4 protein-coding genes and 1 pseudogene are annotated in these 4,854 nt (G+C 69.7%); 4 read left to right on the top strand and 1 reads right to left on the bottom strand.

Annotated features, from left to right (window positions below; translation table 11 throughout):
• Positions 1-202, bottom strand: a pseudogene (locus tag DMC18_RS25680) (hypothetical protein); the annotation flags it as partial.
• Between the two features lie 196 nt (positions 203-398).
• Here DMC18_RS25680 and DMC18_RS17395 point away from each other — a divergent pair.
• The 4 genes from DMC18_RS17395 to DMC18_RS17380 all read left to right on the top strand — a co-directional run bounded on the left by DMC18_RS17395 (position 399) and on the right by DMC18_RS17380 (position 4,806).
• Positions 399-953, top strand: a complete 555-nt coding sequence (locus tag DMC18_RS17395) for a sugar O-acetyltransferase (RefSeq protein WP_304529443.1) — start codon at positions 399-401, stop codon at positions 951-953.
• Between the two features lie 78 nt (positions 954-1,031).
• Positions 1,032-1,439, top strand: a complete 408-nt coding sequence (locus DMC18_RS17390; protein ID WP_110121638.1) for a VOC family protein — start codon at positions 1,032-1,034, stop codon at positions 1,437-1,439.
• Between the two features lie 80 nt (positions 1,440-1,519).
• A complete protein-coding gene (locus DMC18_RS17385) occupies positions 1,520-3,685 on the top strand; it encodes a TonB-dependent receptor (protein WP_199228590.1) in 2,166 nt (721 codons plus the stop codon).
• The gene (locus DMC18_RS17380) at positions 3,685-4,806 is read left to right on the top strand and encodes a PepSY domain-containing protein (protein WP_110121636.1); all 1,122 of its coding nucleotides are present in this window, start codon (positions 3,685-3,687) and stop codon (positions 4,804-4,806) included. The genes DMC18_RS17385 and DMC18_RS17380 overlap by 1 nt, the downstream gene beginning before the upstream one ends.
• Positions 4,807-4,854 lie beyond the last annotated feature (48 nt).

The raw sequence follows: 4,854 nt of genomic DNA, 5'->3' as shown, positions 1-4,854 counted from the left end.
CGTCGTGGTCGGCGCCGAGCTTGGTCTGCACGTCGTTGTAGACGAACTGGGCGGCGGCGCCTTCGGGCGGGGCCGTGTCGGTCGGGGCGGGCGGCGGCGCGACCCAGGCCGCCGCGGGTCCGTACTTGACCACGTTCGATCCCGCATGCGCCACGCCGGCCGCGGCCACAAGCGCCGTCGCCGCAATACCCCAGACTCGCATTTCACGCCCCCGCTACTCGAAGCGGGACAATAGCCGAGCTTGCGGCGCAGGCAACTTGCGGACGAGCGATCGCGCGAGGTCTCGCGGACCTGTCGCCTGGGCGAGCAGCGATATCCCTGGCGAGCGCATGGTTTTCATTGTTTGCAGGCCGCCGCCGGTCCATCCGGGGTCTGTTCGCAACTTCCGGAGTTTCGCCTTGACCGACGATCGCACCCACAAAGCGCGCATGCTGGCCGGCGACCTCTATGACCCGCTGGACGCCGAGATCGTCGACGACCAGGAGCAGGCGCTTGACTGGATGGAGCGCTACAACGCCCCCGGCCAGACCCTCGCCCAGCGCATGGCCCTGCTGAAGGAGCGGTTCGGAAGCGTCGGCCTCGGCGCCAACATCCGCGCGCCGTTCCACTGCGACTACGGCTACAACATCGTGCTGGGCGACGGGGTGTTCATGAATTTCGGCTGCGTGATCCTCGACGTGACCACGGTCACGATCGGCGACCGCACGATGATCGGCCCGCACGTGAAGATCTTCGCCGCCGACCACCCGCGCGACGCCGAGACGCGCCGGTCTGGGCTGGAGTTCGGCCGTCCGGTGACCATCGGCAAGGACGTCTGGATCGGCGGCGGGGCGATCATCGTCCCGGGCGTCACCATCGGCGACGGCGCGGTGATCGGGGCCGGGGCGGTGGTCACCCGCGACGTGCCGGCCGGCGCGACGGCGGTGGGCAATCCGGCCCGCGTGAAGGGCTGACAAAAAGATCAGGCAGGATGTCGGGAGCATCGAGGGCTAAACGTCCTCTGGCCGACACAAGCTTTAGGGAGCCGCCTCATGCGCATGATCTTCGTCAACCTGCCGGTCGCCGACCTCGACCGCTCCAAGGCCTTCTTCGAGGCCCTGGGCTTTACGATCAATCCGCAGTTCACCGACGAGACCGCCGCCTGCGTGGTGGTGTCCGACGTGATCCACGTCATGCTGCTGACCCACGACAAGTTCCGCCAGTTCATCAACGGCGACATCGCCGACGCCTTCAAGGCCACCGAGGTCCTGACCTGCTTGTCGGCCGACAGCCGGGCCGAGGTCGACAGCCTGCTGGCCAACGCCCTGGCCAACGGCGGCCGCGAATGGAAGCCGGTCATGGACATGGGCCCGATGTACGGCGCCAGCTTCCAGGATCCCGACGGCCACGTCTGGGAGGTGATGTTCATGGACATGGCGGCGATGGGGCAGGGCGGCTGATCGCCTGTCGGAGATCATTTCAGGATTGAAACTCAGTCGCAGTTGCGCCAATAGCCGGCCCTCTCTTTCTGGGGATGGTCATGCGACTTTGCTTCTCGCGCGCCGCCGCTCGGCGCGCCCTGTTCTCGACGCTCAGCCTGGCGGCGCTGTCGATCGCCGCCGGCGCCCACGCCCAGGCGCCTAAAGCTGACGACGTCGAACAGGTGGTCGTCACCGCCGCCCGCACCAAGCTGCCAGTCACGGCCCTGCCGCTGACCGTCGACGTGGTCGGCGCCGAGGCCCTGAACCAGCAGGTGGCCATCAGCGGCTCGATCGTCGACGCCCTGTCGACCCTGTCGCCGTCGTTCTCGCCCACCCGCCAGAAGTTGTCGGGCTCGGGCGAGAGCCTGCGCGGCCGCTCGCCGCTCTACGCCATCAACGGCATCCCGCAGTCGACCCCGATCCGCGACGGTTCGCGCGACGGCTACACCATCGATCCGTTCTTCGTGGACCGGGTCGAGCTGATCTATGGCTCCAACGCCCTGCAGGGCATCGGCGCCACCGGCGGCGTGGTCAACCAGGTGACGGTCGGCCCGCCCAAGAACGACGGCGTCTCGGGCCGCACCCTGGTGCAGACCACGCTCGGCCATGACCTGGGCGACAGCGTCGGCGGCAAGGTCGCGGGCCTTCTGGCCTGGCGCGGCGGGGCGTTCGACGCAACCGGCGGGGTGGCCTACGAGACGCGCGGCGCCTTCTACGACGCCGACGGCCGCCGCATCGGCATGGACAACACCCAGGGCGACGTCCAGGACTCCAAGAGCCTGTCGGTGTTCGGCCGGTTCGGCTGGCAGCTGGGCGACAGCACCCGCCTGGACGTGGTCGCCAACCGCTTCGAGCTTAAGGGCGACGGCGACTACGTGACCGTCACCGGCACGGCCGCGGCGGTGACCGACGGCAATCGCGCCACGCGCCTGCCCACCACCTCGGTGCGCGGTCCGGTTCCGGGCAAGCCGGCCGCCAACCGCGTCGAGACCCTGTCGGCCTCGCTGACCAGCGGCGAGGTGCTCGGCGGCGACTTCACCGCCCAGGTGTTCTTCAACCGCTCGCGCGACACCTTCGGCGGCGACCGCAACGCCACCTTCCAGGATGTCAGCATCGCCCCGTCGGGCACGCTGTTCGACCAGTCGTCGAACCGCTCGCGCAAGCTGGGCGCGCGCCTGAACTACGAGCGGGAGGTGCCGGGCATCCAGGGCCTGACCGCCACCGTCGGCCTCGACGCCATGAACGACCGCACCGAGCAGCTGCTGATCGCCACCGGTCGCGCCTGGGTGCCGCCGACCAAATTCCAGAGCGTCGCGCCCTTCGTGCAGGGCAACTACGCCCTGCTGGACGGCAAGCTGCGCCTGGCCGGCGGCGTGCGCTTCGAGAACGTCCAGCTGAAGGTCGACGACTTCACGACCCTGGCCTCCTACGGCTCGCGCAAGGTCGCGGGCGGCGATCCGGAGTTCAAGTCGACCCTGGCCAACGGCGGGATCGTGCTGGAGCCGGCCTCGGGCCTGCGCCTCTACGCCAGCTACGCCGAGGGCTACACCGTGCCGGACGTCGGCCGGATCCTGCGCAGCATCAACGTCAACGGCGTGGACGTGGACAGCTACCTCAACATCGAGCCGATCGTGTCGAACAACCGCGAGATCGGCGGCGAGTGGAAGCGCGGGCCGTTCGACGCCAGCGTCGCCTATTTCTGGTCGTCGTCGAAGCTGGGCCAACTGCTGGTCAAGAACACCGGCGGCATCTTCGACGTGCAGCGTCAGAAGGTGGCCATCGAGGGCCTGGAGCTGAACGTCAAGGCCAGGACCCCGGTCCCGGGCCTCGCCCTGTCGGCCGGCTACGCCCGCCTGCGCGGCGAGACCGACGCCAACGGCGACGGCGCGCTCGACACCGATCTCGACGGCGCCAACATCTCGCCCGATCGCGTCAACCTGGCGGCCGACTACCGCGCCGGCAAGCTGGCCCTGCGCCTGCAGGTGCAGTCCTACCTGCAACGCGACATGAGCCACGCCCTCGTGAAGGACGACTTCTCGGGCTACACCCTGGTCGACGCCTTCGCCCGCTACGAACTGCCGGTGGGGGCGTTGTCGCTGGGGGTCCAGAACCTGCTGAACGAGCAGTACATCACCTACAACTCCGACACCGTGCTGCCGGCCAAGGACAAGTTCTATGCCGGCCGTGGCCGCACCGCGACGCTGGGCTGGGAAGCGCGCTTCTGATGAAGACTCTGCGTCTCCTGCATCGCTGGGCCGGCGGCCTGATCGGCCTGCTGCTGGCCGTGCTCGGCTTCACCGGCGCGCTGCTGGTGCACGAGGACGCGTTCCTGCGCGCCACCGTGCCCCACGCCGCCGACGTCCAGCGGCAGGACACCGCCACCCTGGCGGCGGCCGCGACGCGGATCTTCGCCGCGCAGGACCGCCCGCGTTCCATCGTTCTGGCGAGCGAGCGCAAGGGCCTGCACAAGCTGTCCTATCCCGGCGAGACGCAGAAGGGCGCCTATGCCGACCAGGATGGCGCGATCATCCAGGCCTGGACCAGCAACTGGGCCCGGCCGGAGATCTGGCTGTTCGACCTGCACCACCATCTCTTCGCCGGCGACACGGGCGAGATCGTCGGCGGGATCGCCGGGCTGGCGGGCCTGTGCTTCGTGGTCACCGGCCTGATCCTGTGGTGGCCGACCCGGCGGATGTTCCACCTGCGGCTCTGGCCTCGGATGGCCAAGCGGGCGGCCATCGTCCACCACCATCGCGACCTCGGAGTGCTGGTGGCGCCGCTGCTGATCCTGTCGCTGGCCACCGGTGCGACCATGAACCTCAAATGGTTCTCGCAGGCCCTGCGCGCGCCGTTCACCTCGCCGGCGGTGATGGAGAAGGCGGCCGCCGCGCCGAAGATCAAGGGCGGCAAGCTGGCCAGGGACCTCGACTGGGCCGCGGTGATCGGCCAGGCCCAGGCCCGCTTCCCGGGCGCCGAGGTGCGGACCATCGCCCTGCCGGCCAAGACCGGCAGCCTGGTCGCCATCCGCCTGCGCCAGCAGGCCGAGTGGCTGCCCAACGGCCGCAGCATGGCCTGGTTCGATCCCGCGACCGGCAAGATGGTCGCCGCGCGCGACGCCCAGGCCATGCCGCTGGGCTCGCGCATCACCAACGCCGACTTCCCGCTGCACGCGGCCAAGGTTGGCGGCCTGGCCTACCGGCTGGTGATGACCGTCTCGGGCCTGGCCCTGACCCTGTTGGGCACGCTGGCGGTGGTCACCTTCTGGGGCAATCCCTCGGGCCTGCCCAAGCGCCGCAAGAAGCCGGCGGCCAAGGCCAAGACGACGCCGGAACCGGTGACGGCCTAGGAGGCGACCCTCACCGCATCGCCCACCGCGATCTCGCCGCCCTCGATG

The sequence above is a fragment of the Caulobacter sp. D5 genome, assembly GCF_003185805.1.
In the GTDB taxonomy this organism is placed as follows: Bacteria; Pseudomonadota; Alphaproteobacteria; order Caulobacterales; family Caulobacteraceae; genus Caulobacter.
This window is presented reverse-complemented; position numbering and strand designations above follow the sequence as displayed.

What these genes read in the sequence shown, in the direction of transcription:
- DMC18_RS17390 (WP_110121638.1), top strand. Translation starts at nt 1,032, where the DNA reads ATGCGCATGATCTTCGTCAACCTGCCGGTCGCCGACCTCGACCGCTCC.
- DMC18_RS17385 (WP_199228590.1), top strand. Translation starts at nt 1,520, where the DNA reads ATGCGACTTTGCTTCTCGCGCGCCGCCGCTCGGCGCGCCCTGTTCTCG.
- DMC18_RS17380 (WP_110121636.1), top strand. Translation starts at nt 3,685, where the DNA reads ATGAAGACTCTGCGTCTCCTGCATCGCTGGGCCGGCGGCCTGATCGGC.